The sequence below is a fragment of the Streptomyces goshikiensis genome (assembly GCF_014650555.1).
Taxonomy (GTDB): domain Bacteria; phylum Actinomycetota; class Actinomycetes; order Streptomycetales; family Streptomycetaceae; genus Streptomyces; species Streptomyces goshikiensis.
Map to the genome: position 1 here is coordinate 485,571 of NZ_BMVE01000003.1, position 20,965 is coordinate 506,535.

General features: G+C 74.5%; 21 protein-coding genes. 8 read left to right on the forward strand and 13 right to left on the reverse strand.

The window, feature by feature from the left end; translation table 11 throughout:
* Position 1 precedes the first annotated feature (1 nt).
* The 6 genes from IE248_RS38160 to IE248_RS37315 all read right to left on the reverse strand — a co-directional run bounded on the left by IE248_RS38160 (position 2) and on the right by IE248_RS37315 (position 6,291).
* Positions 2 to 1,036 carry an eCIS core domain-containing protein gene (locus tag IE248_RS38160; protein WP_190030720.1) on the reverse strand — a complete coding sequence of 345 codons (1,035 nt, stop codon included), beginning with the start codon at positions 1,034 to 1,036 and terminating at the stop codon, positions 2 to 4.
* Positions 1,037 to 1,187: 151 nt separating this feature from the next.
* The gene (locus IE248_RS12290) at positions 1,188 to 1,550 is read right to left on the reverse strand and encodes a phage tail assembly protein (protein WP_123082859.1); all 363 of its coding nucleotides are present in this window, start codon (positions 1,548 to 1,550) and stop codon (positions 1,188 to 1,190) included.
* Between the two features lie 5 nt (positions 1,551 to 1,555).
* Positions 1,556 to 1,996 (reverse strand): phage tail protein, encoded by a 441-nt coding sequence (locus IE248_RS12295; protein ID WP_073798717.1) that lies wholly within the window; start codon positions 1,994 to 1,996, stop codon positions 1,556 to 1,558.
* 24 nt (positions 1,997 to 2,020) lie between these two features.
* Entirely contained in the window at positions 2,021 to 3,166 is a 1,146-nt protein-coding gene (locus tag IE248_RS12300; protein WP_190030721.1) for a phage tail sheath family protein, read from the reverse strand.
* 29 nt (positions 3,167 to 3,195) lie between these two features.
* A complete protein-coding gene (locus IE248_RS12305) occupies positions 3,196 to 4,035 on the reverse strand; it encodes a Pvc16 family protein (protein ID WP_190030722.1) in 840 nt (279 codons plus the stop codon).
* Positions 4,036 to 4,038: 3 nt separating this feature from the next.
* Positions 4,039 to 6,291, reverse strand: a complete 2,253-nt coding sequence (locus IE248_RS37315; protein WP_229895269.1) for an ATP-binding protein — start codon at positions 6,289 to 6,291, stop codon at positions 4,039 to 4,041.
* A 343-nt stretch (positions 6,292 to 6,634) separates the two neighbouring features.
* Here IE248_RS37315 and IE248_RS12315 point away from each other — a divergent pair, with 343 nt between their 5' ends.
* Positions 6,635 to 8,248, forward strand: a complete 1,614-nt coding sequence (locus IE248_RS12315) for a phospholipase D-like domain-containing protein (protein ID WP_229895270.1) — start codon at positions 6,635 to 6,637, stop codon at positions 8,246 to 8,248.
* 136 nt (positions 8,249 to 8,384) lie between these two features.
* Here the strand turns inward: IE248_RS12315 and IE248_RS12320 are convergent, their stop codons facing one another.
* On the reverse strand, positions 8,385 to 9,227 hold the full coding sequence (locus tag IE248_RS12320) for an alpha/beta fold hydrolase (protein WP_073798721.1): 843 nt from the start codon (positions 9,225 to 9,227) through the stop codon (positions 8,385 to 8,387).
* Positions 9,228 to 9,307: 80 nt separating this feature from the next.
* Between IE248_RS12320 and IE248_RS12325 the strand changes: the two genes are divergently transcribed.
* Positions 9,308 to 9,907: a sigma-70 family RNA polymerase sigma factor gene (locus IE248_RS12325; protein ID WP_229895271.1), complete on the forward strand. Its 600-nt coding sequence runs from the start codon at positions 9,308 to 9,310 to the stop codon at positions 9,905 to 9,907.
* A gap of 27 nt (positions 9,908 to 9,934) precedes the next feature.
* Here IE248_RS12325 and IE248_RS12330 read toward each other — a convergent pair whose 3' ends face one another.
* The gene (locus tag IE248_RS12330) at positions 9,935 to 10,888 is read right to left on the reverse strand and encodes a TauD/TfdA dioxygenase family protein (RefSeq protein WP_190030725.1); all 954 of its coding nucleotides are present in this window, start codon (positions 10,886 to 10,888) and stop codon (positions 9,935 to 9,937) included.
* Between the two features lie 156 nt (positions 10,889 to 11,044).
* Here IE248_RS12330 and IE248_RS12335 point away from each other — a divergent pair, with 156 nt between their 5' ends.
* Both IE248_RS12335 and IE248_RS12340 read left to right on the forward strand, forming a co-directional pair.
* A complete protein-coding gene (locus IE248_RS12335; protein WP_190030726.1) occupies positions 11,045 to 12,280 on the forward strand; it encodes a hypothetical protein in 1,236 nt (411 codons plus the stop codon).
* A 101-nt stretch (positions 12,281 to 12,381) separates the two neighbouring features.
* Complete coding sequence (locus tag IE248_RS12340) at positions 12,382 to 13,542, forward strand: S8 family peptidase (RefSeq protein ID WP_190030727.1); 1,161 nt, start codon at positions 12,382 to 12,384, stop codon at positions 13,540 to 13,542.
* 16 nt (positions 13,543 to 13,558) lie between these two features.
* On the opposite strand, the gene IE248_RS12345 is transcribed toward IE248_RS12340, so the two are convergent.
* Together IE248_RS12345 and IE248_RS12350 are read right to left on the reverse strand one after the other, a co-directional pair.
* The gene (locus IE248_RS12345) at positions 13,559 to 15,013 is read right to left on the reverse strand and encodes an MFS transporter (protein ID WP_190030728.1); all 1,455 of its coding nucleotides are present in this window, start codon (positions 15,011 to 15,013) and stop codon (positions 13,559 to 13,561) included.
* Positions 15,010 to 15,195 (reverse strand): hypothetical protein, encoded by a 186-nt coding sequence (locus IE248_RS12350; protein WP_190030729.1) that lies wholly within the window; start codon positions 15,193 to 15,195, stop codon positions 15,010 to 15,012. Before IE248_RS12350 ends, IE248_RS12345 begins: the two co-directional genes overlap by 4 nt.
* A 77-nt stretch (positions 15,196 to 15,272) precedes the next feature.
* Here IE248_RS12350 and IE248_RS12355 point away from each other — a divergent pair, with 77 nt between their 5' ends.
* The gene (locus IE248_RS12355; RefSeq protein WP_073798727.1) at positions 15,273 to 15,857 is read left to right on the forward strand and encodes a helix-turn-helix domain-containing protein; all 585 of its coding nucleotides are present in this window, start codon (positions 15,273 to 15,275) and stop codon (positions 15,855 to 15,857) included.
* A 20-nt stretch (positions 15,858 to 15,877) separates the two neighbouring features.
* Here the strand turns inward: IE248_RS12355 and IE248_RS12360 are convergent, their stop codons facing one another.
* From IE248_RS12360 to IE248_RS12370, 3 genes are read right to left on the reverse strand one after another with little or no spacing between them, the layout of a single operon-like run.
* Entirely contained in the window at positions 15,878 to 16,399 is a 522-nt protein-coding gene (locus IE248_RS12360; protein ID WP_190030730.1) for a GNAT family N-acetyltransferase, read from the reverse strand.
* A gap of 10 nt (positions 16,400 to 16,409) precedes the next feature.
* Positions 16,410 to 17,339 (reverse strand): aminoglycoside phosphotransferase family protein, encoded by a 930-nt coding sequence (locus IE248_RS12365; protein WP_190030731.1) that lies wholly within the window; start codon positions 17,337 to 17,339, stop codon positions 16,410 to 16,412.
* 58 nt (positions 17,340 to 17,397) lie between these two features.
* The gene (locus IE248_RS12370; RefSeq protein ID WP_229895272.1) at positions 17,398 to 18,348 is read right to left on the reverse strand and encodes a LysR family transcriptional regulator; all 951 of its coding nucleotides are present in this window, start codon (positions 18,346 to 18,348) and stop codon (positions 17,398 to 17,400) included.
* Positions 18,349 to 18,484: 136 nt separating this feature from the next.
* Between IE248_RS12370 and IE248_RS12375 the strand changes: the two genes are divergently transcribed.
* The 3 genes from IE248_RS12375 to IE248_RS12385 all read left to right on the forward strand — a co-directional run bounded on the left by IE248_RS12375 (position 18,485) and on the right by IE248_RS12385 (position 20,957).
* On the forward strand, positions 18,485 to 19,228 hold the full coding sequence (locus IE248_RS12375) for an SDR family oxidoreductase (protein WP_073777049.1): 744 nt from the start codon (positions 18,485 to 18,487) through the stop codon (positions 19,226 to 19,228).
* Positions 19,229 to 19,240: 12 nt separating this feature from the next.
* A complete protein-coding gene (locus IE248_RS12380) occupies positions 19,241 to 19,675 on the forward strand; it encodes a cupin domain-containing protein (RefSeq protein ID WP_373301507.1) in 435 nt (144 codons plus the stop codon).
* 115 nt (positions 19,676 to 19,790) lie between these two features.
* Complete coding sequence (locus IE248_RS12385) at positions 19,791 to 20,957, forward strand: GDSL-type esterase/lipase family protein (protein WP_073798730.1); 1,167 nt, start codon at positions 19,791 to 19,793, stop codon at positions 20,955 to 20,957.
* The last annotated feature ends 8 nt before the right edge of the window (positions 20,958 to 20,965 follow it).

A 20,965-nucleotide genomic window follows, 5' to 3' on the forward strand; every position in this document is an offset into this window, starting at 1 on the left:
GTCAGCCTCCACGCTCGGATTCGTCGCGCAACCTGCGCATCACGTCGTCGATCAGCTCCCGCCGCAGCGCCTGTACGTCGACGGGTGGCGGCGCGGGCGCCGCCTCGGCGGCCTCCCGGTCGGCCGGGGCGGCCATGGCACGCGCGGCGGCGGAAGCGGAGGGCGGGGCCGGGGCCGGCGCCACGGCCGGTCCGGCCGCCCGGGCGACGGCCGCGGACCCCGAGGGGCGCGCCGGCACGGCTCCGCTCCGCGCCGACGGCCCCGGCAGCGGGCCCCCCGTCTGCGGGAAGGCGCCGGGGGCCGCCGCCCGTTCGGCGGCGAGCGCCTCGGCCTCCTCGGCGCGGGCGCCCGCGCCGGTCGCCCGGTGCCAGGCCGCACCCGGCCGCATCAGCGCCAGCACGTGCGTCGCCTCGTGGACGAGCAGCCCGAAGCCCCGCTCCTCCTGCGGCCGCAGCCGGCCGCGCCGGAAGTACACGTCCCGCCCGACCGTCACGGCGTCCGCCCGGCGGGCCCGCGCGAGCGCGTCGGCCGGCTCGTCCTGGTGCACCCGCAGCGCATCCGCCGCCGGCCCGACGGCCCCGCGCAGCCGGGCCCTGGTCGCGGCCGGCAGGACATCGCCCCGCGGCCCGTCCGGCGCGGCCGACGGCGGCCGCGGGGGCGGGGCGGGGGAGCGGCCCGGCGTCAGTCCGGCGTCCGGACCCGCGGGCGGGGCGGCGGCCTCCCGCCCGGCGGTGCCCGGCAGCCCGGACGCCGCCGGGCGGGTCCGGTTCGCTGAGCGTTCCGCGACGAGCGGCACGGGCCGGTCCGGAGCGGACTCGACCCGCTCGAACCGGCCCGCGCACACCACCAGCCCGGCCGCGTGGTCGACGAACACCCGCAGCGGGCCCGCCCAGGGCAACGGCGTGAGCAGGCGCGCGGCGAGCCCGCGCCCCTGGGCGTCGAGACGCTCGCCCAGCGTCGGCAGCGGCGCCGCGCCGCCTTGCGGCAGGTCCTGCTCAGTGTCCTGAGCGCCGTCCTGCGCCGTGTCCCGCGTCATGGTCCGTCCTCTCCTTCCCCTGCGGCGACGATCTCGCGGATCCACTCCATCCGCTCCGAGTGGTCAAGGGTCAGCAATTCGGCCAGCGTCCAGTGGACATGGCGTCCGAGAAAGGCCACCTCCTGGCGGACCCGCGCCACGGGGTAGCCCCTCATCCCCCCGGCCGGGGCACCTCGGCCTCCTGCTCCTGACCGCAGTTCGGGCAGGTCACCCAGAGCGTGGCGGGAACGAGCCCGTTGATCCGGTTGTAGAGGTCCTGAAGGTGCGCCAGGTCCTCCGAGTACAGGCCCTCGATGACCCCCGGCGTGACCTCGGGCACCCCGCCCAGCCTGGTCACCACACGGGAGAGGAGGACGACGATCAGGTACGCGGGCCAGCCCTGCACGCGCGGGTCCTTCAGCGGGTAGATCTCGTCCGCGGCCGTCGCCAGCCGCATCACACCGCTGCGGTGCAGGTTCCCGGCCTCGTCCACGTACCCCTTCGGCAGCTCGAACTCGACCTCCGTGACCAGCATCGCCGTCACACCCGGGTCAGGCCCTCGTGGGCCAGTACGAGCGTGTCCACGGCCACGTCGGTGCCCTTGCCGCTGAACGACGCGCCCTCCCACTTGGCCGGCCACGCGCTGACGAAGTTCCAGCGCGCCACCTCCGTGTGGTTGCTCAGGTCGAACACGACGATCGAGCCGTTCTTGCGGACCACGTTCCCGTCCACCACCTGCTGGCGCCAGGCCCACAGCTCCCGCGAGGGAGTGATGCCCCACTTCAGGGTGATGTCGGAGAAGCTCGTCTTGCCGGGCAGCTTGCGCACCGTGGTGTTGTCTCCGCCCTCGCGGTTCTCGATGATCTCCGTGGTCGACCCCAGGCCGCTGCACTCGCTGAAGCTGGCCTGGGCGATCCCGTCCAGCTCCACCAGGAAGTTGAAACTGCGGAACGGATCGACCCGCTGGCCTGTCTGAGGCATGTCAGGTCCCTCTCTCCGGTCTCTCTACGCTTCGCCCGTGCGGCCGCCGCCGGACCACAGGCCCAGCTGGATGACGACGTGTTCCGCCGGCCGGGTCGGCGCCAGGCCGATCTCGATGAACACCTGGCCCAGCTCCCTCACCGGGGCGGGGTTCAGCTCCTCGTCGATCTTGACGTAGAAGGCTTCCTCGGCCGACCGCCCGAACAGCGCGCCCGCCTGCCACACCCGCGTCAGGAACTCCGTGACGGTGCGCTCCAGGGCCTTCCACAACGCCGTGTTGTTCGGCTCGAACACGGCCCAGCGCAGGCCCTGCAACAGGGAGTCCGAGATGTACGCGACGAGCCGGCGCACGTTCACGTACCGCCACTCCGTCTTACTCGCCAGCGCGCGGGCGCCCCACACCAGCGGCGGACCGCCGGGAAAGGCCCGCAGCGCGTTGATGTTGGCGTTGTTCAGCACGCTCTGCTCGGCGTCGTTGAGGTGGTACTCCAGATCGAGGGCTCCCCGTACGACCTCGTTGGCGGGCGCCTTGTGCACCCCGCGCAGGTTGTCGCTGCGGGCCATCACACCGGCGATGTGCCCCGAAGGGGCAACCTGCACCAGCTTTGGCTCGGCGGGCGGGGGTTTGGGGTTCTTGACGGAGATCCACGGCCAGTACAGCGCGCCGAACCCGCGATCGGTCAGCAGGTGCCCGCCCTGGGTGAGGAGCGGCCCGGTGTCCGAGGCGTCCTTGTCGTTGCGCGCCCCGTCCAGGACCGCGAAGCGGTCGCCCATGCCCTCGCAATGGGTGATCACCTTCTGCTGGTTCTCGAACTCCGTCTGCCCGGGCAGGCAGACGATGCTGACGTCGAGGGTGCGGGTGAGCGCTCGCAGGGCGCCGTCCAGCCCCGACATGTCCGCGACCGGCACGATGTAGGCCATCGTCCCGCCGTTCTCGAAGAACCCGCGCACGGCGTGCGGGAGGCTCAGCGCCTCATCGAGCGCGCCGAATTTGTCCACGTACGCGGTCCAGTTCGTCACGAGTTTCGCTTTGCCCAGGTCTTCCTCCGCGACCGCGCCCGCGACCGTGCCGATCAGCGCCGCCGTACTGGTGCCCGCTCCCGCGATCGGCCCGGCGGCAGGGACCTCCAAGAGGTGTACACCCGGTGCCTTGGTCTCGAAGTCGCTCATCGAAGCCTCCTGGCCTCGTCCGTGGTGCGTCAGGGTTGCGGAAGGACGACGTTGTGGACCTGGTGGTCCGACCGGTACGCCACCCGGGTCTGCAGGTCCGGCCGGCCCGGCAGCCGCACGAGCAGCGTGTACTCGCCGAAGTCGAGGCTCCCGAAGGAGAAGTCGCCCGAACGGCCCGCCACCGTGTCCCGCCCGGCCTCGACCACCGAGACCCGCGCCCCGGTCGCCGGCCGCGCCGCGCCGTCCAGTACGTCCAGCACCCGGCCCCGCAGCGCGGGACGGCCGAGGACCGACGGATCGAGCAGGACGTCCCGTACCGCGGGAAGCTGCTGCGGGGGCTCGGGGGAGGCGAGGCCCAGGGTCACCGTCAGCGCCAGCGCCGGCCGGGGAGCCACCCCGAGGGCCGTCCAGAACTGCCCCATGCCCGCGCTGTCCCTCGGCTGGCCGACGGAGGCCGGGAGCGGGTGCAGCTGCGCGGGCCGCGCCACACCGCCCTGGAGGAACCGCTCGTCGATCACCGGGAAACGGCCCAGCCACAGCAGGAGCTGCCCCAGCAGCCGGTGCTCGTCCTCAGCCTTGACGCCGCCGCTCTTGTGCGACCAGGCGGTGGCCAGGTACGTACAGTCCACCCGCATGGGCGGGCGCCTGCTGGTGTACCCGTCGCCCGCGGCCGCCCTGTCGACGAGGGGCTCCTGGCTCCGCAGCGCCCTGTTCTCCTGCACGTCGTGGAGGAACAGGTTCACCGTGTCCTGGGCCGGTTTGAAGTCCTTGTCGGGCGTGACGAAGCTGACGTCGGCCGCGCGCAGTTCCTCGGGAGCCAGACTGTCGCCCAGCAGCGCCTTGAGCGTCGCGTCGAGGTCCTGGAACACGGCTCAGCCCTCCCCGCCGGCGTCTGGCCCCGCCCCGGGCATGACCTGGTCCAGCTTCTGGAACTCGCGCCGGGTCGCCCGGATCAGCTGCGGCATGCCGATCGCGGTGCCGTCGGAGGCCGCCAGGAACGCGGCGTGCAGGACGACGTTGCGGATGCTCCCGCCGGTCAGCTGGAAGTCACGGGCCAGCCGGGCGAAGTCTAGGGCCGGATCGTGCGGGGCCCGCGGCGGGAAGCACACCCGCCAGATCCGCTCGCGGTCCGCCTCGCCGGGGAAGGGGAACTCCACGATGAACTGGAGCCGCCGGGTGAAGGCCTCGTCCAGGTTCCGGCGCAGGTTGGTCGTCAGCACGGCGAGACCCTCGTACCGCTCAATGCGCTGGAGCAGGTACGCGATCTCGATGTTGGCGTAGCGGTCGTGCGCCTCCCGCACCTCGGAGCGCTTCCCGAAGAGGGCGTCGGCCTCGTCGAAGAGCAGGACGGCGTCGGTGTCGGCCGCGGCCGTGAAGACGCGCTCCAGGTTCTTCTCCGTCTCCCCGACGTACTTGCTGACCACCGTGGAGAGGTCGATCTTGACGAGGTCGAGCCCCAGTTCGCGGGCGATGACCTCGGCCGCCATGGTCTTGCCGGTGCCCGGAGGACCCGTGAACAGGGCGCTGACGCCCCGGCCGCGGGAGAGGGTGCGCTCGAAGCCCCAGTCGTCCATGACCTGCCGGCCGTGCGCCACCCGCTCGCACACCTCCGCGAGCTGGGCCGCGCAGTCCGGCGGCAGGACGAGGTCGTCCCACCCGTAGACGGTCTCGACGCGCTGCGCCAGCGCCGCCAGCCGATGCCGGCTCTGCGCGCGCGCCGAGGCGAACAGTTCCTCCCGGGTCGGCGCGTCGGGTGGGCCGGATGCGTGGGGTGCGCTGGGTGCGTCGGGTGTACCGGATGCGCCGGGTCGGCGGGGTCGGGCGGGGGCGCCGGATGTGTCGGATGTGTTGCGTGGGCAGGGCCGGCCGGGTGTGGTGCGCCTCGCGGCCTCGGCCACGGCGGTCAGCGCCGCGTCCGCTATGCGGTCGGGGCCGAGCCGGAAGCGGTCGGCCACCGCACGCAGGTCGGCGGGGGCCGCGCGCACGCCCTGGGCCGCGAGCTCCCGCTCCCACAGCGCCCGCCGCGCCGCGACACCGTACGGGGCGACCGGGACGGTGAGGAACCCGAGCGCGCGCCGGTCCAGCGGCGCCCACTCCCCGGCCCCCTCGACGACCACGGGGCCGTCGTGCCCGGCCAGCAGGCCCGCCAGCGCCCGCTCGCGCACCTCGCGCTCGTCCGGCCGCAGCCGGAAGCCCTCGATGTCGTCGATCCGCAGCAACGCGCCCAGCAGCGAGGCCTCCCGGAACGCGAGGGCCAGTACGTCCGAGGCCGCGTCGGCCTCGTCCGGCAGGCCCGAGGTCTCCACCGTCAGGAGCGCGACCCCGAGCCCGGCCGCGAGGTCCCGGGCCGGACCGCCCCGGGCGGAACCGGCGGGCCCCTGGGCGTACACGCGGGGCGGGCGCCCGCCGGGGGACCGGGACGCCATGCGTACGAGGCCCTCGTGCTCGGGATCCGACCCGGCCGCGGGGGTCTCCAGCCGGCAGCAGCCGGCGAGCCTGCGGTCCAGGCCGCTCTGACCGAGCAGCACATCGGTGATCTGCTGGTCCAGCACCATGAAGTGCGCGAGCAGCGGCGGCTCGACGGCCCGCGGGTCGGGGACGAGCGTGAGCAGGCGGTGCGCGGTCAGCGGCGCCTGCGGGGCGAAGACGGCGCGCGCGGCCAGCCGGCCCTCGACGGTCGTGGCCAGCAGGTCCAAGGCCAGCCCGACCAGGGGGCGTTTGCGACCCACGTCGTCCTGGAGGTAGCCGTAGAGCCGTTCGTAGCGCAGGTCCGCCTCCGGAGCCAGCGCCAGCAGCGCCACGTCGAGTTCGAGATCGCTCAGCCCGTACCGGGTCCGCAGCCACCGCCACCCGATGCGCCCCGCGCCGATCACATCCCATCCGGGGCGCGGCTCGCGGGCCGTCGGCGCCGCCAGGAGGGGCCGCCCCGGGGGCAGTTCGAGCAGCCGCCGGGCCTGGGAAGCGCTCACGTGCAGTCCCGGGAACGCCTCGGCCGCCGACTCCGGCGCGCACCGGAACTCCATGGCGTCCACCGCCTGCGCCAGCAGGTCGTCCAGCCGGCGAAGCGCCACGAGCGGCGGCGACTCCGCCACCACGGGGCGTGACGGAGCCAGGAGTTCGGACACGCGCGACTCCTCGGGAGGGGATGCGGAGTCCGGGGCGTCGGATCGCGCCGGACGCCGCCGGCTGCCGCCTGAGCGGCGCGGGCGGGCCGCCCGGACACCGCTGGGTCCCGGTCTGTTGCCGGGGCCCGAGGAAGACTGATGCATCCAGCGTAGATCTGCCCTTTTCGCGCTGCAATGCGGGAGTGACCGCCCCGCCGGCCGAGCCCCGTGGCTCAATCCCGTATACACAATTTCTTCACCCCAAATCCGCCTGGTAGCTTCCGTGAGTTGATCTTGGACGTCGCCCCGCGCCGACCCTCGTCGGGCGGCCCCGCGACGGCACCCCCTCATGCAAGGAACCGAATTGCTCCGCCACTCACGGCCCCGCTCCGTCACCCGCGCCGCCGCGGCGTCCGTCGCGACCGCCGCCGCGCTGATCGCCCTCCTCCCCGCCACCCCGGCCCTCGCCGACTCCACGCCGCACCTCGACGCCGTCGAGCGGTCGCTGCGCCAGGTTTCCCCCGGCCTCGAAGGCCGCGTGTGGGAACGCACCGCCGGCAACGCCCTCGACGCGTCCACGCCCGGCGGCGGCGACTGGCTGCTCCAGACCCCCGGCTGCTGGGGCGACGCCACCTGCGCCACCCGGCCGGGCTCCGAGCGGCTGCTCTCGAAGATGACCGAGAACATCTCGCACGCGACGCGCACCGTCGACATATCGACGCTCGCGCCGTTCCCGAACGGCGCGTTCCAGGACGCCATCGTCGCGGGCCTGAAGAACTCCGCCGCGGGCGGCAACAAGCTCAAGGTGCGCATCCTGGTCGGCGCCGCCCCGCTCTACCACTTCAACGTGGTGCCGTCGAAGTACCGCGACGAGCTCGTCGCCAAGCTCGGCGCCGACGCGCGGAACATCGACCTGAACGTCGCCTCGATGACGACCTCCAAGACCGCGTTCTCGTGGAACCACTCCAAGCTCCTCGTGGTCGACGGCCAGTCGGTGGTCACCGGCGGCATCAACAGCTGGAAGGACGACTACCTGGAGACCACCCACCCGGTGGCCGACGTCGACCTCGCGCTCAAGGGCCCGGCCGCCGCCTCCGCGGGCCGCTACCTCGACGAACTGTGGTCCTGGACCTGCCAGAACAAGAGCAACATCGCCAGCGTCTGGTTCGCCTCCTCCAACGGCGCGGCCTGCATGCCGACGCTGCCGAAGAGCGCGGCCGCGCCGGCCCCCGCCGGTGACGTGCCGGCGATCGCCGTCGGCGGACTCGGCGTCGGCATCATGGGCAGCGACCCCGCCTCCCAGTACCGGCCCGTCCTGCCGACGGCCCCGGACACCAAGTGCGTCGTGGGCCTCCACGACAACACCAACGCCGACCGCGACTACGACACGGTCAACCCGGAGGAGAGCGCCCTGCGCGCCCTGATCTCCAGCGCCACCGGGCACATCGAGATCTCCCAGCAGGACATGAACGCGACCTGCCCGCCGCTGCCCCGCTACGACATCCGCGTCTACGACGCCCTCGCCGCCAAGATGGCCGCCGGCGTGAAGGTCCGCATCGTCGTCAGCGACCCCGAGAACCGCGGCGCCGTCGGCAGCGGAGGCTACTCGCAGATCAAGTCCCTCGCCGAGATCAGCGACACCCTCCGGGACCGCCTCGCCCTGGTCACCGGTGACAAGAACAGCGCCCGCACCGCCATGTGCTCGAACCTCCAGCTGGCCACGTTCCGCAGCTCGGCCGCCCCGAAGTGGGCCGACGGCCACCCGTACGCGCAGCACCACAAGCTGATCTCCGTCGACGACTCGGCCTTCTACATCGGCTCGAAGAACCTCTACCCGGCCTGGCTCCAGGACTTCGGCTACGTGGTCGAGAGCCCGGCCGGAGCCCGCCAGCTCAACGCGCAGCTGCTCGCCCCCCAGTGGCAGTACTCGCAGGCCACCGCCACGGTCGACTACGAGCGCGGCCTCTGCCAGGCCTGACCCCGCCCAGCCCGGCGCCACCCCTCCCGGCACCGCCCTGCCCCCGTGGCATCGGGGGCGCGACACCCGGGGAGGGGACGGCGCCGGGCTCCGCCGTAGGCGAGGCCGCCGACGTCGACCACCCCTCGCCCCGGCCTTACGCCAGGAAACGCGCCGTGGCCGCGACGAACCTTTCGGCGTCGTCGTGCCACGGCGTGTGCCCGGCGCGCGGCTGTACGACGAGTTCCCCGTCCGGGAACAGTCCGGCGAACTCGGCGAGCACACGCGGCGGCGCCCCGGGATCGACCTCCCCGGCGAGCACCAGCACGGGCCGCGGGAAGCGGGCGAGCGCGGCGCGGGTGGCCTCCGGCTCGAAGGCGCCCTCGGCACCGAACGCGGCCAGCACCGCGCCGTCCACCAGCTCCTCCTCGGCCGCGTGCCGGATCCTGGTCGCCCCGTCCCACCGGCCGTGCGAGAACGGCGCGAGAGCCCGGCGCTGACCGGCGGTGAACTCCCCGGCCAGGACCGCCTCCAGGGCCGCGAAGGCGGCGGGGAACCAGGGCTCGTCCTTGCGCAGCAGGGCGGTCTCGCGCCGGTCGTCGGCGGTGACCGGGATCCCGACGGCCCGCACGCTCGGGGTGATCAGCGCGAGTCGGCCGACGCGTTCGGGGTGGCGGGCCGCGTACCGCACCGCCACGTTCGCGCCGGCGCAGTGCGCGAGCAGGTCCATCCGGTCGAGGCCGAGACACACGCGGAGCGCCTCCACGTCGTCGGTCATCCGGTCGCAGCGGTAGGAGGCGGGATCCCGCGGAACCGCCGACCGCCCGGTGCCGCGCAGGTCCAGGGCGAGCAGCGGGCGGTGTGCGGACAGGCCGCCGAGGTCGCCGAGATAGCGGGAGTCCGTGGGGCCTCCCGGGAGGCAGACGAGCGGGTCGCCGGCCCCGTCGCCGGTCAAGTGGTAGGCGAGCAGGGTTCCGTCGGGTGCTCTGAAGGTGGGCATGACCGGGATCCTGTCAGCCATAACCAGGTTCTACAACCAGGTTATATTCCGTGGGTGCCGGGGTGTATAACCAAGGAGTGGTGAATGAGGAGAACGCGCGTCGGCCCCCCGCGACGCTGACCGAGGAACAAGCGGGGCGGCTGCTCGCCGAGATGAACGAGGTCATCCGGGCGGGGGAGGAGATGCGCGCGCTCAGGACCGAAATGATCAGAGTGCTCGTGGGTCTCGGCTGGACGCAGGAGAAGATCGCCCGGCTCACCGGGATGAGCCAGCCCGCCGTCTCCAAGCAGGTGACGAAGCACAAGGCGGGCGACCCGCCGCCCCCCATGGCCCTCGCCCTCGACCAGCGTGACGCGCCCTGGCTCGAAGGACGCCTGTGGGGCCTCGCGGAGGAGATCTCCGACACCCTCCAGGACACCGCCCGCTGCACGCGCCACGTCCACGCCCTCGCCCGCGGCGCAAAGCGCTTCACGCCCAGCGACATCGACGGCCTGCGGCGCCTCGTCGAAGAGGACCTCAGGCTGCGGCAGGAGGAGCTGCCCGGCGGCTGCCGGAGCGCCTACGACCAGATCAGCCGCGGCCTCGACCTCCCCGAGGAGGTCACCGTCACCGCATCGGCCTCCGTACGGCGCGCCCTCGCCCGCCGGATCCAGCGGGACCGCCTCAGCGGCGACGCCTGAGCCGCCCCGCCGGATCCGGCGCGCGCCTCACCAGCGTCCCGGCTGCGTTCCCGTCACCGGCTCGGAGGGTTTGCCGTCCACTCCGACCGGGACCTCGCCGGCCAGCATCACGCGGTGCATCAGCCGCGGCGCGCCGAGGTGCGCCGTGTCGCTGGGCGCCAGGTGGATGGTGGCCCGGTTGTCCCAGAAGGCCACGTCGCCCGGCTCCCACCGGAACCGGACGGTGTATTCGGGCCGGACGGCCTGCTCCAGCAGCAGCTCCAGCAGCGGGGCGCTCTCCGCCCGCGACAGGCCCAGGATCTGTTCCACGTAGTAGCCGTTGACGAACAGCAGCCGCTCTCCCGACTCCGGGTGGACCCGCACCAGCGGGTGGTGCGAGGCGGTCTGACGCTCCAGCAGGTGCCGTACGTACGCGTCCTCGCCCGCCCGCGGCTGATAGCCGACGCCCAGCCGGTGCTCGGCGCGCAGGCCGTCCACGAAATCCCGCAGCGGCGCCGACAGCCCCGCGTACGCCGCCGCCAGGTTCGACCAGCAGGTGTCGCCGCCGTACGGGGGCACCGCCTCGGCGCGCAGGATCGTCGCGGCCGGCGGGTCGATCCGGGCGCCGTGGTCGCAGTGCCAGCCCCGCAGCAGCGTGTGCCGGCGCCGCTCCAGCCACTCCTCGCGCTCCATGCCGTACCGCCCGCCCAGCTCCAGCCGGTCGGCGGTCGTCTCGATCTCGGGGAACGCCGGCGGCGAGGCACTGCCCCGCTTGCCGAGCACGACCGGCTCGCCGAACCGGCGGGCGAACGCCAGGTGCGCCTCGTGGTCCAGGTCCTGCCTCCGGAAGAACACCACCTTCCAGCGCAGCAACGCCGCCCTGATCGCGGCCACGGCCGCGTCGTCCAGCGGCCGCGCCAGATCGACACCGGTGATCTCCGCCCCGGTGTGACCGGCGACCGGCCTCACCTCGACGGCGCTTCGGCCCGCGCCCTTCGTCATACGCACTGCTCCCTCGCATCGGTGCGTCCACCCCCGTTTCCCGCGGCGGACGCGCCCCACCAGCATGACCGCCGCACCGCCGCCGGGACAGGGCACGTCCACCGCGATGCCCGGGAGGGGTCGGCGGCTCCCGCGTACGGTGAGTACCTTCTCTCCATGCACATCGACGAGCCGGGTCAGCACAGCAGCCAGCAGCGGGGGCACGTACTTCTCATCGCGGGTGATGCCGCGGTGCGGCGCCGTGCCGTCCAGGTCGCGCCGAGTGCGAACCTGGCGGCCCTCGGGCTCGTGCCCGCCTCCGTACTGCTGAACAGCCACGCGCCCAGCGACACCACCTACCTCGACGGGGCGCGCGATCCCAACACCGTGCTGATGCGGCTGCGCGCGGCCGCCGCCACGCCGGGGCCGCTGCTCGTCTACCTGTCGGGCCGGCTCACCTTCGACCGGCGCGGCCGCGACCTCCACCTCGCGCTCGCGGGCAGCACCGCGTCCACGGTGCGCTACACGGCCCTGCCCTGGGAGTGGCTGGTCACCGAACTGCGGCCCCGGCCCGCGGGGCTGACCACGGTGGTGCTCGACCTCGTCGCCGACAAGGCCGCCTGGCCGGTGCTGGCGGAACTCGGCGGCCTGCCGGTGCCGGCGGCCGCGGAGACGTACGGGGTGGTCGTCCCGCCCGCCTTCACCGGCGGCGAGAACGCCGTGAGTTCGTACACCCGGCACTGGATCGACCAGCTGCGCCGCAACCCCACCCGGCCCAGCGGCGTACAGCTGCACGCCTTCGCCGTGGGGGCCGCCGCGTTGCCGCCGGGGACCATGACCCTGCCGGCGACGCGGGCGCTGAGCGCACCGGCCGAGCACCAGCAGCGGGGCCGGGTGGAGGAACCCGTACGCTCCGCCCACCCGGTGCCGGCGGCGGCGGTGGTGCCCGCGCGGGCGCAGGCGCCCCTGCCGGCCGTGCCGGGGCAGGACCCGAGGCCGCACATCCACGCCCTGGCCACCTCGGGGCGCCACCACGAGGCGGCCACGCTCGCGCAGGCCTGGGAGCAGCACGTCCTCCAGATCCACGGCTACACCTCGCCCGAGGCCACCGAATGGGCCGAGATCCGGGCCGACCTGGCCAGGATGGCGGGCAACTACCGCTCGGCGACGCAGCTGTGGATCGGCGCCGGGCGCTCCCGGCTGGCCCGCCAGTCCCCGGACGCCCCCGAGGTCCTCGCGGCGGCGGCCGGCGCGCTGTACTGCTGGACACAGCTCAAGGACGAGGCGGCAGCCCGCGAGGCCGGACTCGAACTCCTGCGCCTGCTGGACGCCCTGCCGTCCCTGGAACCGCGTCTGCTGCGGCTGACGCGGCAGCGGATGGAGGTGTTGAACGGCACGCCGAGCCAGTGCTGAGCCGTCCGGGCCACGGGATCGGGCGCGGCGGAAACCGGTGGGCCGCGCGGCTCGTCTCCGTGGGCGGCGGCGGTTGGCCGCCGGGGCGACGGGAGCCGGACATGAGACGCGCGTGGGTGGCGGCAGGGGTGGCGGCGGTACTGGGCCTGGCGGCGTGCGGGCCGACGGAGCCGGCGGCACCGGGAGGATCGGGGGCTCCGGGGGCGTCGGCGCCGCCGTCCGCGTCGGCGCGGCCCTCCCCGTCCGGGGCGCCCTCCCCGGCCGCGTCCGGCAAGCCCGCGCCGTCCCCGTCCCCGACCGGGAGCGCCGGGTCCGGTACGGGGCCGGCACCCGTCGTCCGCACGGGAGTGCCCTGGCACCTGGACCGCCTCGATCAGCGCACCGGGCCGCTGGACGGCAAGTTCGGCGCGCGCGCCGACGGCAGCGGGGTGCACGTGTACGTCATCGACACGGGGCTCGACATCGCGCACGCGGAGTTCGGCGGCCGCGCGACGGCCGGCGCCGACTTCGTGGGGGAGGCGGACTCCCGCGACTGCCTCGACGGTCTCGGGCTCGGCCACGGCACGTTCGTGGCGGGGATCATCGCCGGCAAGACGTACGGGGTCGCACCGCGGGCCGACCTCGTACGCGTCCAGGGGCTCGCCTGCGAGGAGGGCAGCGCCGGCGCCGGACACCGCGCGGCCGCCGGCGCCGGTCCGGAAGAAGGTCCGGAAGCCGGTCCGGAAGCCGCGATCGTCAAGTCCGTGGACTGGGTGACCGCACACGCCCGCCGTCCGGCGGTGGTGAACATGTCCCTCAACCTCAAGAACCGCTCCGCCGCCGTCGACGCCGCCGTACGGCGCCTGATCGACTCGGGGATCCCCGTGGTCGTCGCGGCCGGGAACTTCAGCGACGACGCGTGCGGTCACTCCCCGGCCGGGGTGAGCGGCGAGATCGTCGTCGCGGCCTCCACCCGCACCGACCGCCACTGGAAGGACTCGGAGGGGTTCGGATCCGGGTACGGCACGTGCGTGGACCTGTACGCGCCCGGTGAGCGCATCACCTCCGTACTGGCGGGCGGAGGCACCGTCACCGACGAGTCCGGTGCCACCTCTTGGGCCACCCCGCACGTGACGGGCGTGGTCGCGCTCTACCTCGGCGCGCACCCCGCCGCGACACCCGCCCAGGTCCGCACCTGGCTCCTGGGCCGGGCCGTACCCGGCGCCCTGACCGGCGTCCCGGCGGGGACGCCCAACCGGCTGCTGAACACCGGAGGCCTGTGACCGGGTACGCGGCGCCTCACGCGGGGAGGGGTGCGCGGCGCGCCAGCCGCCGGCCGGCCGTCGTGACGGCGAGCGCGAGGACGATCAGGGCCGCCGCGACCGCGAACGTGATCCGCGTGCCGGTGGCGACGGCCCCTGGCCGTGCCGTGGTGATGTCGGCCGCCGCCGAGGCGAGCGAGAACACGGCGCCCATCGCGGACGCGCCGGTGATGAGCCCCAGGTTGCGCGACAGGTTGAGCATCCCCGACATGACGCCCCGCCGGTCCGCGGGGACATCGGCCATCACGGCGGTGTTGTTGGCCGTCTGGAACACCGCGTAGCCGGCGGTGGTGAGCGCGATGGGCGCGAGGTACCCGATGACGCCGAGGCTCGCCGGGAGGACCGCGAGGGTCAGGGTGCCGGCGAGCACCCCGCCCAGTCCGAGGACGGTCATACGGCGGGCACCCCACCGGTCGGTGACCCGGCCGGCCGGCGCACTGGTCAGCGCCGCGACGAGCGGACCGGCCGACAGGGCGAGGCCGACCCGGGCCTCGTCGAGCCCGAGCGCACGCGACAGGTGGAACGGACCGACCACCAGCGTCGCCATCATCACCGTCGAGACGAGCGCGCTCGTCACCAGGCCCGCGCCCAGCAGCGGGTCACGGAAGGTGGCCAGGCTGATCAACGGCGAGGCCGCGCGGGCCTCGGCCCGTACGAAGAGGGCGACACCGAGCACGGCGGCCGTCAGCAGGACCGCGCCCCGGACACCGGACCCGCCGCCGCCCAGGGTCATGGCGAGCGCGTACGCCGCGAGGGTGAGCGCCAGCAGCAGCGTGCCCACGTGGTCGAAGCGGGCCCGGCTCCGGCCGGGCTCCCGCGCCCGGTCCGCGGGCAGGTGACGGTGCGCCAGCAGCAGTGTCAGGACGCCCAGCGGGGCGTTGACGAGGAAGACGGCCCGCCAGTCCAGTCCGGCGATCAGCAGGCCGCCGAGCGACGGCCCGAGCGCGGTCCCGACCGCGGACATCGTGCCGAGCAGCCCCATGGCACTGCCCGTCCGCGCCTTCGGCACCGTCTCGCCGACGAACGCCATGGTCAGGGCCATCATCACGGCGGCGCCCAGCCCCTGCGCCGCGCGGGCCGCGATCAGCAGCCACAGCGTGGGAGCGAGCCCGCACAGGACGGAGGCCACCGTGAACAGGAGGATTCCGGCGAGGAGGAGCCGGCGGCGCCCGATGAGGTCGCCGAGCCGTCCGACGCTGACGATCAGGGTGGTGATGGCGAGGAGATAGGCCAGGACGATCCACTGGACCTGCTGGAACGAGGCGTCGAACGCCCGCGCCAGCGTCGGCAGGGCGACATTGGCGATGCTGGTGCCGAGCGAGGACAGCAGCATCGACAGCGAGAGACCGGCGAGCGCCCACCGCACCGAGGGCGCGGGCCGCGCCCGGCCCTCGGCCACGCCCGCGTCCGGGCCGGTGACGTCCCGGCTCATCCGGCACTCCGCACGCCCGCGAGGCCGGCTGGAGCGCCGGGCAGTTCGGCGCGGCGTACGGTGACCCGGCCCCCGAGGCCGGGCCGCCCGGCGAGGACGCGCCGGACCTCCCGGTCGACGTCGGTCTGATGACGGCCGTGGCGCCGGCCGTGGCCGTGTGCGGATTCACTGTGTGGGTTCATGCCGCGGAGCGTGGCTTCTCGGCGCCGCCCCGGCAACTCTTGTTGCCGTTTCCGGGACGGCAGGGTGGAATGCCCGCATGGAACCCACCCCGTCGTACCGGGCCGTCCTCGACGAGGTCGGCCCCCGGCTCAAAGCGCTGCGCGCCCAGCGCGGCTTCACCCTGGCGGCGCTCTCCGAGGCGACCGGCATCTCCAAGAGCACCCTGTCCCGGCTGGAGTCCGGGCAGCGCCGCCCCAGCCTGGAACTGCTGCTGCCGCTCGCGGGCGCGTACCACGTGCCCCTGGACGACCTGGTCGGCGCCCCCGAAGTGGGCGACCCCCGGGTACGGATGACGGCCCGCGCCCTGCCGAACGGCGGCACCTTCGTCCCCCTGTCCCGCGGACCCGGCCCCCTCCAGGCGTACAAGATGGTCATCGCGGACCGCGGCGCCGAGCCGGTGCTCCGCACGCACGAGGGCTACGAGTGGCTGTACGTACTGGAGGGCCGGCTGCGGCTGGTCCTCGCGGAACACGACCTGGTCCTCGGCCCCGGCGAGGTCGCCGAGTTCGACACCCGGCTGCCCCACTGGTTCAGCAGCGCGGACGGCCGCCCCGTCGAGGTCCTCAGCCTCTTCGGCCGCCAGGGCGAACGCATGCACGTCCGGGCGAAACCCAACGGCTGACGGGGTCCGCAGGAGGCGGCCTACCGGGCGCGGCGGAGGTCCAGCATGAGGAAGACCTTGTCGTAGCGGCGCTCCCCGACGGCGACGAAGCCGGGGAGGCGGCCGTACTCGGAGAAGCCCAACGACCGGTACAGGGCCAGGGCGTTGGCGTTGTCACCGCGCACGTCCAGGGTCAGCACCTCGATGCCGGCGGCCCGGGCGTCCTCGACCAGGGCGGCGGTCAGCGCCCGGCCGACGCCGTGGCCCTGCGCGGCGAAGTCCACCGCGAGCTTCTCCAGATCGGCGTGCGGCCGGTGCGTCGGCCGGGCGTAGCGCAGCCAGTACCCGAACCCCACGACGCGCCCGTCCAGCCGGGCGACGCGCAGGGCCCCGTCACCGGCCCGTACCGCCCCGGCGACGCGGTCGAGCAGCTCCGCGACCTCCTCCGCCGAGGGCGGCTCCACCCACCCCAGCGCGGCGCCCCGGCCGACGAGGTCGGCGAGCATCCGGTGCACCGTGCCCGCGAACCCGGCCGTCCCGTTCGCGATCGATTCCACGTCCATGGACGGCACCCTAACGGGACGACGCGGGCAAGACGTTCCGGCCCGTCTCGCCCAGCACCGCCCCGATCACGTGCCGGGCGTTGCCGGCCATCGCCGGGTTGGTCCGCCGGTAGTACGGCAGCGCGATCAGCGCCTGCGACAGCGTCCGCGCGCGGCCCCGGATCCAGGTCGCGTCGTCCACGCCGAGCGCCTCGCGGAAGACCTCCCGCGCACCACCGGCCGGCAACAGGTTCCACGCCGGGAACAGGTCGCAGGCCGGATCGCCGACGCCCGCGCACCCGAAGTCGATCACCGAGGTCAGCCGTCCGGCCTCCACCAGCAGATTGCCCGGCATCAGATCGGCGTGCAGCCACACCGGCGAGCCGTCCCAGTCCGGGGCGCGCAGCGCCTCCTCCCACACCGCGGCCGCGGCGTCGCAGTCAACGCCCTCCTCCGGGATCCCGCGCAGCCGCCCGATCGCCGCCCGGGTTTCGGCGTCGAGCGAGCTGAGCGGCCCGCTGCGATGGGCGGTCGGCGCACCCGGCAGGGTGATGCCCCGCATCGACGCCACGAACCCGGCCAGGTCCCCGGCCAGCGCCACGGGCTCGCTCAGCGCCCCCGCCTCGGGATTCGCCCCCGCCCGCCACCGGTACACCGACCACGGCCACGGATACCCCTCGGCGGGTTCCCCGGCCCCGAGCACCTCGGGGATCGGCGTGGGCAGCAGGGCCGCGAGGCGCGGCAGCCACTCCCGCTCCAGCGCCACGTCCCCGGCGCCGCCCGCCGCCAGGGGCAACCGTACGGCCATGTCCGCGCCCAGCCGGTACACGGCGTTCACCGTGCCGCCGGACGCGAACCGCTCCACCGCCAGCCCCGCCCACCGCGGGAACTGCCCGGCGACCAGGCGCCGTACGAGGTCCTCGTCGAGGGGGGACGGACCGCTCATTCGCTCTGTGCTCATGGGGCACCATCCGAACTCCCGGCACCGGAGGGCGTCAAACCCTTTTGCGGGCCCGGCGTCAGGGCCGCGCGTGCTCCGCCAGCAGTTCCAGGAAGGCCGTGGTCACCGGATCGGGGCGCGGCCGCGCGTACGCCGCCAGCTCCCGTGACACCGGGGGCTCCGGATCCAGCAGGTGCCCCGCGAAACCGGCCGGGACCAGATTCGCCGGAACCAGCGCCGGGCCCAGTCCGGCCGCCGCCAACAACGGTGCGGCCGCGGTCTGTTCGGTACGCACCGCCGTGCGCGGCCGGAACCCCGCGCGCTCGCACGCCAGGTCGAGGACCTCCGCGAGGCCGTTGCCCGGGGCGAAGTGCACCCAGGCGCGCTCCGCGAGGGCCCCGAGTGCCACCCGGCCCGTGCCCGCCGCCGCCACCGGATCGTCGGCGGCGACGGCCACCACGAACCGCTCGGTGCCCAGGGCGCGCACCGGCCCGTCCCAGCCGTCCGGCACCGGTCCGACCGCGAGGTCGGCCCGGCCCGCGGCCATGGCGGCGAGCAGTGCGTCCGCGTGCGCGAACTCCACCAGCCTGACGCGGACTTCGGGATGGCGCCGGTGCCACATCCGCAGGACGGGCGGGAGCACGCCCAGCGTGATCGAGTAGACGGTCGCGAGCTGGATCTCCCCGCCGGCGAGACCCGCGGCGCGCCGGGCGGCCGTACCGGCCCGCTCGGCGTCGGCGAGCGCGGCGCGGGCGTGCGGCAGCATGGCCCGGCCCATCGGGGTGAGCCGCACCGCGCGCGGCAGCCGCTCCAGCAGCGGGCCGCCCGCGCTCCGCTCCAGGGCCTGGACCTGCTTCGACAGGGCGGGTTGGGTGACGTGCAGCAACTCGGCGGCGCGGGTGAAGGATCCGGTGTCCACGACGGTGACCAGGTACTCGAACTGCCGCAGCGTCGCCATCGCCGTGCCCGTCGCCGTGCTCGTCGCTGTGCCCGTCGCTGTGTCCGCCGCTGTGCTCGTCTCCTTCATCATTCTTTCAGGCTATCGCAGCCATGAGAACGATGCCTTGGACGCATGAGGCGGCTCGCGGCAGAGTCGTCACCACGGGCCGCACCGGCCCGGCCGGCCCCGCCGGAACGGACAGTCGAAGAGCCGAAGGACACGCACCATGAGCACGCTCAGCACCACCCCCGGGGACAGCCTCGACGGACGGCGGATCATCGTCGTCGGCGCGGGCTCGCACATCGGCCGGCACCTCGCGCAGGCCGCCTCCGCGGCCGGCGCCGAGGTCCTGCTGGCCGGCCCCTCCACCGCGAAGCTGGAGGCGACCGCAGCCACCCTGGCCGCCCCGGCGGCCGGCATCCACCGCGTCGACCTCGCCGACGAGGAGTCCATCGCGGCCCTCGCCGCCCGCGCCGGTGCGTTCGACCACCTGGTCTCGACCGCCGCGATGCCCGCCAACGGGCCGGTGTCCGGCCTCGCGCTCGACGCCGTGCGCCGGGCGTTCGACGCCAAGGTGATCGGCCCGCTGCTGCTCGCCAAGCACCTGGCGGGACAGGTCCGCCCGGGCGGCTCCTTCACCTTCTTCTCCGGAGTCGCCGCCTGGCGCCCCGCACCCGAGCGGGTCGTCATGGCCACCACCAACGGTGCGCTGTCCTTCCTGGTCGAAGCCCTCGCGGTGGAGCTCGCCCCCGTACGCGTCAACGCGGTCTCGCCCGGCATCGTCGACTCCGGAGCCTGGGACGGGCTGGGCGAGAACAAGGAGTCCTTCCTGGAGCACGTCGCCGAGCGCAACCCCGCCCGCCGCACCGGCACCCCCGACGACCTGCTCCAGGCGGTGCTGTACGCGATGGCCGCCCCGTTCGTCACCGGGACCGTACTGCACGTCGACGGCGGCGGCCGACTCGCCTGAGGAGGCGCGGACATGATGGTGAACGATCACGGACTGCCACTCGCCGGGACCCTGGTGGCCCGCGACCACGAGGGCTGGTCCGCCGAACTGCGCGCGGAGTTCGCGGCCAACGCCCACAACGGCCGGGTCGGCGGGCGCCTGCTCAGCGAGACCGACCGGGTACGGGTCTGGGAGATCCGGCTCGCACCGGGCGAGCGGCTGCCGGCGCACCGGCACGTCCTGGACTACTTCTGGACGGCCCTGACGGCCGGGCGCGGCCGCCAGCACACCGCCGACGGCACGACCCGCGAGGTCACGTACGAGGCGGGGGAGACCCGGCACTTCACGTTCGGCCCCGGCGAGTTCCTGCTGCACGACCTGGAGAACTGCGGTCACACCCCGCTGTTGTTCACCACCGTCGAGTTCAAGGACGCCGGCCGTCCGCAGGAAGGGGCCGATCCTGGGTAGGGTGCCGTGATCGCGATGATCGACTCGGGGGCGGTGCGGTCCCGGCCGCCGCACGGGTGACTCCGTACCGCCACCGCCGCCATCGCCACCACTGCCCCATGGCAAAGGAGCCGACGTGACCGACTGGATCACCACCCCCGTCGACGCCCGCGTGCTGCGCGGCGCCCTCGACGTGGAAGCCACCGAGCACGGCGTGCTCCCGCACCGGCTGCCCGCCCGGGCCCGCCGGCAGTTCCCGGACGGGTACCTGGCCATGGTCGAGGCCCAGCCCTCCGGCGTACGGGTGGCGTTCCGTACCGGAGCCACCGCCGTCGAGCTGGACGTGCTCCCCACCAAGACGGTCTACCCGGGCGCCCCCGCCACCCCGGAGGGCCTCTACGACCTGGTCGTCGACGGCCGTCTGACGGGCCGGACGACGGTGACCGGCGGCAACGTCCGCACCGTCGACATGACCACCGGATCGATGGAGACGACCCCGGGCCCGCCCGGCACCGCCCGCTTCTCCGGGCTGCCCGCGGGCGCCAAGGACGTCGAGATCTGGCTGCCGCACCGGGAGACCGTCGAGCTGATAGCGCTGCGCACCGACGCCCCCGTCGAGCCCCTGCCGGACCGGGGCCGCAGGGTGTGGCTACACCACGGCAGTTCGATCAGCCACGGCTCCAACGCCGCCGGCCCGACCGAGATCTGGCCTGCGGTGGCCGCGGCCCGGGGCGGCGTGGAGCTGGTCAACCTGGGGCTGGGCGGCAACGCCCTGCTCGACCCCTTCGTCGCGCGCGCCCTGCGCGACACCCCGGCGGACCTGATCAGCATCAAGATCGGCATCAACCTCGTCAACACCGACCTGATGCGCCTGCGGGCCTTCGTCCCGGCGGTGCACGGCTTCCTCGACACCATCCGCGAGGGCCGGCCCGAGGTGCCGTTGCTGGTCGTCTCCCCGATCCTCTGCCCCATCCAGGAGGACACCCCGGGCCCCCTCGCACCGGACTTCAGCGGCCGGCAGCTCAGCTTCCGGGCCCTCGGCGACCCGGCGGAGCGCGCCCTGGGCAAGCTGACGCTGAACGTCATCCGGGAGGAACTCGCCCGCATCACCGCGCAGCGGGCGGCCGAGGACCCGAACCTGCACTACCTCGACGGCCGCACGCTCTACGGCGAGGCGGACTTCGCGGAACTGCCGCTGCCGGACGCCCTCCACCCGGACACCGCGGCCCACCGCCGCATCGGCGAACGCTTCGCCGAACACGCCTTCCACGCGAAGGGCGCCTTCGCCGCCGACAACGACTGACCGGCCGC

Excerpts from the sequence above, each read along its gene's own strand:
- IE248_RS38160 (WP_190030720.1), bottom strand. The coding sequence starts at position 1,036 with ATGACGCGGGACACGGCGCAGGACGGCGCTCAGGACACTGAGCAGGAC.
- IE248_RS12290 (WP_123082859.1), bottom strand. The coding sequence starts at position 1,550 with ATGCTGGTCACGGAGGTCGAGTTCGAGCTGCCGAAGGGGTACGTGGAC.
- IE248_RS12295 (WP_073798717.1), bottom strand. The coding sequence starts at position 1,996 with ATGCCTCAGACAGGCCAGCGGGTCGATCCGTTCCGCAGTTTCAACTTC.
- IE248_RS12300 (WP_190030721.1), bottom strand. The coding sequence starts at position 3,166 with ATGAGCGACTTCGAGACCAAGGCACCGGGTGTACACCTCTTGGAGGTC.
- IE248_RS12320 (WP_073798721.1), bottom strand. The coding sequence starts at position 9,227 with ATGCCCACCTTCAGAGCACCCGACGGAACCCTGCTCGCCTACCACTTG.
- IE248_RS12330 (WP_190030725.1), bottom strand. The coding sequence starts at position 10,888 with ATGACGAAGGGCGCGGGCCGAAGCGCCGTCGAGGTGAGGCCGGTCGCC.
- IE248_RS12335 (WP_190030726.1), top strand. The coding sequence starts at position 11,045 with ATGCACATCGACGAGCCGGGTCAGCACAGCAGCCAGCAGCGGGGGCAC.
- IE248_RS12340 (WP_190030727.1), top strand. The coding sequence starts at position 12,382 with ATGAGACGCGCGTGGGTGGCGGCAGGGGTGGCGGCGGTACTGGGCCTG.
- IE248_RS12345 (WP_190030728.1), bottom strand. The coding sequence starts at position 15,013 with ATGAGCCGGGACGTCACCGGCCCGGACGCGGGCGTGGCCGAGGGCCGG.
- IE248_RS12350 (WP_190030729.1), bottom strand. The coding sequence starts at position 15,195 with ATGAACCCACACAGTGAATCCGCACACGGCCACGGCCGGCGCCACGGC.
- IE248_RS12355 (WP_073798727.1), top strand. The coding sequence starts at position 15,273 with ATGGAACCCACCCCGTCGTACCGGGCCGTCCTCGACGAGGTCGGCCCC.
- IE248_RS12360 (WP_190030730.1), bottom strand. The coding sequence starts at position 16,399 with ATGGACGTGGAATCGATCGCGAACGGGACGGCCGGGTTCGCGGGCACG.
- IE248_RS12365 (WP_190030731.1), bottom strand. The coding sequence starts at position 17,339 with ATGAGCACAGAGCGAATGAGCGGTCCGTCCCCCCTCGACGAGGACCTC.
- IE248_RS12370 (WP_229895272.1), bottom strand. The coding sequence starts at position 18,348 with ATGATGAAGGAGACGAGCACAGCGGCGGACACAGCGACGGGCACAGCG.
- IE248_RS12375 (WP_073777049.1), top strand. The coding sequence starts at position 18,485 with ATGAGCACGCTCAGCACCACCCCCGGGGACAGCCTCGACGGACGGCGG.
- IE248_RS12380 (WP_373301507.1), top strand. The coding sequence starts at position 19,241 with ATGATGGTGAACGATCACGGACTGCCACTCGCCGGGACCCTGGTGGCC.